The sequence below is a fragment of the Polycladidibacter stylochi genome (assembly GCF_001562055.1).
GTDB classification, from domain to species: domain Bacteria; phylum Pseudomonadota; class Alphaproteobacteria; order Rhizobiales; family Stappiaceae; genus Pseudovibrio; species Pseudovibrio stylochi.
Genome location: NZ_LLWE01000006.1, coordinates 1 through 4236 on the forward strand (window position 1 = coordinate 1; position 4236 = coordinate 4236).

Sequence of the window (4236 nt, forward strand, 5' to 3'; positions counted from 1 at the left end):
TTCCCGCTTAAACTCTTCTGTATAATTTGGTCGCCCCATGAAGTCCTCCTGATCTTAACTTATCAGAAGTCCCTCCACTTTTCCCCGGCCAATCCATGTTGTGCTGGCTGACCCGTTCTTGCAACTACCTGCACCAAGAGAAAAAGCCGAGCTGATTGTTACTCTTGGATATCATGAGGGAAATCAGCGCCGTTTCGGGCCATTCAAGGTGGACCAGTACACACGTGAGGTGGAGGCGGAAGAAGGTGACATTATGGTCATCACCTGTACCTCGGCAGACTTTAACGGCAAGGGAAAGGAGCGGCGCAGCGCGAGTTATGAAAACACAAGTCTGGGTGACATAATCAGGCGTGAAGCAGAACGAGACGGCTATCAGGTGGAGATTGATCCGGCATTAGGGGCCTTTCAATACAGCCATTTTTCTCGCGATAGCCAGTCCCTCTATCAGATGATTGGTGATTTGGCTGATGTCCATGATGCCATTGAAAAGTACTCTGGCAAGAAAATAGTCGTTCTGCCAATAGGTGGTGGCAAGGATATCATTGGGCGAGAGCTACAGCATCGGCTAACGCGTGCCGATATTCAATCTCTATCATTCACCAAGGATTTTAAGGCGCAATATGGTGGTGTCAAAGCGGTGGCTGTCGACCCGAAAAAAGGAAAACGGATCAGCGCCGTGAAGGAGCTGAATAAAGACGATCCTTACTATGAAATCAGGCGCTTGTTCCCGGATAAAAAAGTTGCCGAAAAAGCAGCAGCTAGTAAAGCCAAACAGCTCAAACGTGCTGAGATGCGAATCTCGATAAAAACCCGCCAAGGCGATCCCGACTTACTGGAGCAGATTGACCTGCACCTGATAGGCATCGCCCCTGACATCGATGGCATCTTGACGCCTGTAACCGTTACCCATGAGTACAATGCAGAGACGGATGGATATACAACGACAGCTGAATGTGAGCCAAAAAATTGAGGCGAGAGACACGGATGATTGAGCTTCAAGATGTCGGGTTCAAGCACTATGCCTCTGTTTCAGCTGGTTCAAGTTTCTCCGAATATTCCTCAGCCACGCCTATAAGGTACTTGTCATAAGTCTTCTTCAGATACTGCAATGCAGTATCCTTATCGACATTTGCCTTTAATTGCTCTTGGACAAAGTGTAAGCGGGCTTTACAGGCGCTTAACACTTCAGCCCAACTTTTGACCCACACTTCTACATTACCATCATCCGAAAGATAAACCCTTCCAGGCGGACTGTCTTTGTGGCGCGTCTTTCGCTTTGCGTAACCATCAAGATCGTTCGAAATTACCCAAAAGCTCCATCGGGTTTTGAGGTGCCGGAACCTCTCATCATCCGCAATTGTGAAGGCATATTTCTCAACCTGACTTATCTCATCAGCTCCAATCTTGCAGTCTGGCCTTTTCAACTCAACAACCAAATGTTCCCTTTCGTCAACTCGGCTCTGAGGGACCGACCGAGAAAGCATAAGATCAACAATTCCTTTCTTGCCGTCAATTCGAGTTACAGGACGGTCGATCATGGTTTCTTTGCCGATGATCCTCTGGTGTTTACGAAGAACCTCTGTTAGCGACTGATCGTCTACTGTCAGGTTGAACTCTTCGCCGAAAATCCAAGTATTGTTTTCTGCAATCATTCGGTGAAGTTGGCTACGCTCTTTCAATAGCTTTTTACTCTCGGCACCAAAAAGCAATGCTTCCAAGCCATGAACGAACTTGAGGCGGTCGGCAACCAAGCGTGAGGCGCTAATCACGTTAGCCAAATCAGCTTCTTCTAGCAGCTTTGACATTTCCTTTTGGGTGCGTTCAGGAAGATCTAGTACTTCAGTTAGTATGTGCTGAAGCTCATCGGGTCCGCGTTCGATGGCCTGTCGCAACATCCGCATCTGAAATGCCCTGCTTTTCGAACTCTGCTCCTTAAAATCAGGAAGATGTTTGTTGACGTTGAGTGCAACAATATCAAATACTTTTCGCTCGGCCTCTTCGACTGGCGTTTGCGGATCGGTGCGAAAAGGATACACCTCTTCGTCTTTCCATTGCTTAATTTCAGTCTGCGCAACCTCAACTTCTTTGTTCTTAAAATGTTCTTTGATCATCTCGGATGCTTCGTCATATGCATCTAGCAAGGCAGCATTCATCTCCGCAAATTCGAGCTCTCCCCGTTCTTGAAGTGTTTCGACGTAACTGGACTTCAAATATGCTGAGAACTTAAAACCTGGTGTATGAAAGCGCGGGGGCACTCGTTGAAATGGAAATCCTTGTGGACCGCACAGAAAAAACCATCGATCAGACGCAGATTTCCACTCGATAAGATCCACTTTGACTGTATGCACAGCCCTACTCGTAACATTGTCCTCGGTAATTGGCTCTAGGCAGAAACTCGTAATTTCTTCGATAACTGAGCTCGGGTCCAGCCTCTCAGTTTCTATGAAAACGGACACATCCTTGTAATCAGTGAGATATAACGCGAAAATCTCTGAGAGTGACTGTACTGAAGTTCTCGGCTCCAGAGAACGATATGTACGGTCGAGCTCCGATACACTCACTTCCACGCCTGTTCCTAGGGCCGCATCAACTTCTTCCGGATCGGTCACGCGCACATCAATCAGATCGTCACGCATAAGTAATATTTTGTAACTTAGAAGTCTTTTACCATCGCGATAGCGCACAGCCCACTCTGCGACCCGGCCTAATGCCAACGCTTTCAGTCGACCTTTACCTTCTTTTCCATGAAGGAGCCGCCCTTTTCCTTTGGATCGATTTCCATGCCGCTTCCAAGAGCCCCCAAGTTTGCCAAATAGGCCCTCTACGTCGCAATGTGGTATACCGTGTCCATTGTCTCGCACGGTAATCGAGCGCATAGCTAATTCATCACTTCCGAGCTCAACATCCACCCGGCTCGCATCCGCATCAAGTGAATTCCAGATTAGTTCCGAGAGTGCTTGTAGTGGCTTAGCGCCAGTCTGTTTTTGTAGATGGTCGCCTTCAACTTGTACGCGGAAATGAGTTTGTGCCATTTAGGAACTGCCTCTCAAATCAATTCTAATATGCATCAAATGTAAACACTAAGATTCTAAAATGGAATTGTTAATTCAGACGCATTTCAGCATAACAACTTTACCGTCTTCCAGATATAATAATAAAGAGATTGCCTAATAGCCAACACTGCAGTTAAGACAACACTTGAAGCGCTTGTCAAACAAATGGAGGACGTCACGAATAGAGCCAAGCATGCGCTGGAGGGCTTTAATGAAGACCGAGACCTGCAGAGCCAGCGCAATATAGTGTTCGGTGGGCTGACAGGACTTGAGACCCAATCAACTAGTGCAACGCAAACTCTGAAAAGAATTGATTCAATACATTTAGCGGCGCGGAAATACTAAGCAAATCAGGTGGAAAAGTTGAAATCTAAAAGTGGCGGTTTTCTGCCACTTATACTTTTCCACCCGCTCTACAAAATGGAAAAGTTCATGATTCTAAATCGCAGAAATCTGGGACTTCTAATAATTACATTCTCACAAAATTACAGGATTTTTCCATTTCGAAGTTGCGCGGCGTTTTCTAAGAGAGTGACAGCTAGTTCAACTTAAGCCATTGAAAAACCGTATATTCCCGCCTAATCCCACTTATTCCCGTAAACTTTTCTAGTTTCCATTACGAACTTGCGCGTTACAGCCACTTGCTTCCATAATGCTTCCAGAGTTGATTATGAGATTGCAGTGACGAAAACAAAAATCCTGTTATGTCATTGATTTAACAGTTTATATTTTGGTTGCGGGGGTAGGATTTGAACCTACGACCTTCAGGTTATGAGCCTGACGAGCTACCGGGCTGCTCCACCCCGCGTTAATTTTGTGTGCAGGGGCTTGTTGTGCCCTGCGCGGGCTTTGTGGTGCCCGGTGTTCTTTGTTTTGCCCGTCCTCGCCAGTGGTGGCTGTGGGCGTGCCGGGCTGCTCCACCCCGCGTTAATTTTGTGTGCAGGGGCTTGTTGTGCCCTGCGCGGGCTTTGTGGTGCCCGGTGTTCTTTGTTTTGCCCGTCCTCGCCAGTGGTGGCTGTGGGCGTGCCGGGCTGCTCCACCCCGCGTTAGTTTTGTGTGCAGGGGTTTGTTGTGCCCTGCGCGGGCTTTGTGGTGCCCGGTTTTCTTTGTTTTGCCCGTCCTCGCCTTGGTGGCTGTGGGCGTGCGGGGCATTGTGTTGCCCTATGCATTCTTGCTTTAACCG

Annotated in this window: 3 protein-coding genes and 1 tRNA gene; 1 reads left to right on the plus strand and 3 read right to left on the minus strand. The window is 47.7% G+C overall.

Translation table 11 applies throughout. From position 1 onward, the window contains the following. The first annotated feature begins 118 nt into the window (after positions 1-118). Positions 119-970 (plus strand): phage late control D family protein, encoded by an 852-nt coding sequence (locus tag AYK67_RS01490; RefSeq protein ID WP_162265065.1) that lies wholly within the window; start codon positions 119-121, stop codon positions 968-970. A gap of 46 nt (positions 971-1016) precedes the next feature. Here the strand turns inward: AYK67_RS01490 and AYK67_RS01495 are convergent, their stop codons facing one another. The 3 genes from AYK67_RS01495 to AYK67_RS17325 all read right to left on the minus strand — a co-directional run. Continuing rightward, positions 1017-3032, minus strand: a complete 2016-nt coding sequence (locus tag AYK67_RS01495; RefSeq protein WP_068081344.1) for an ATP-binding protein — start codon at positions 3030-3032, stop codon at positions 1017-1019. Between the two features lie 752 nt (positions 3033-3784). Continuing rightward, positions 3785-3861, minus strand: a tRNA-Met gene (locus AYK67_RS01505). Beyond that, the coding region (locus tag AYK67_RS17325) for a hypothetical protein (RefSeq protein WP_206597486.1) at positions 3862-4236 on the minus strand (375 nt) is incomplete at its 5' end.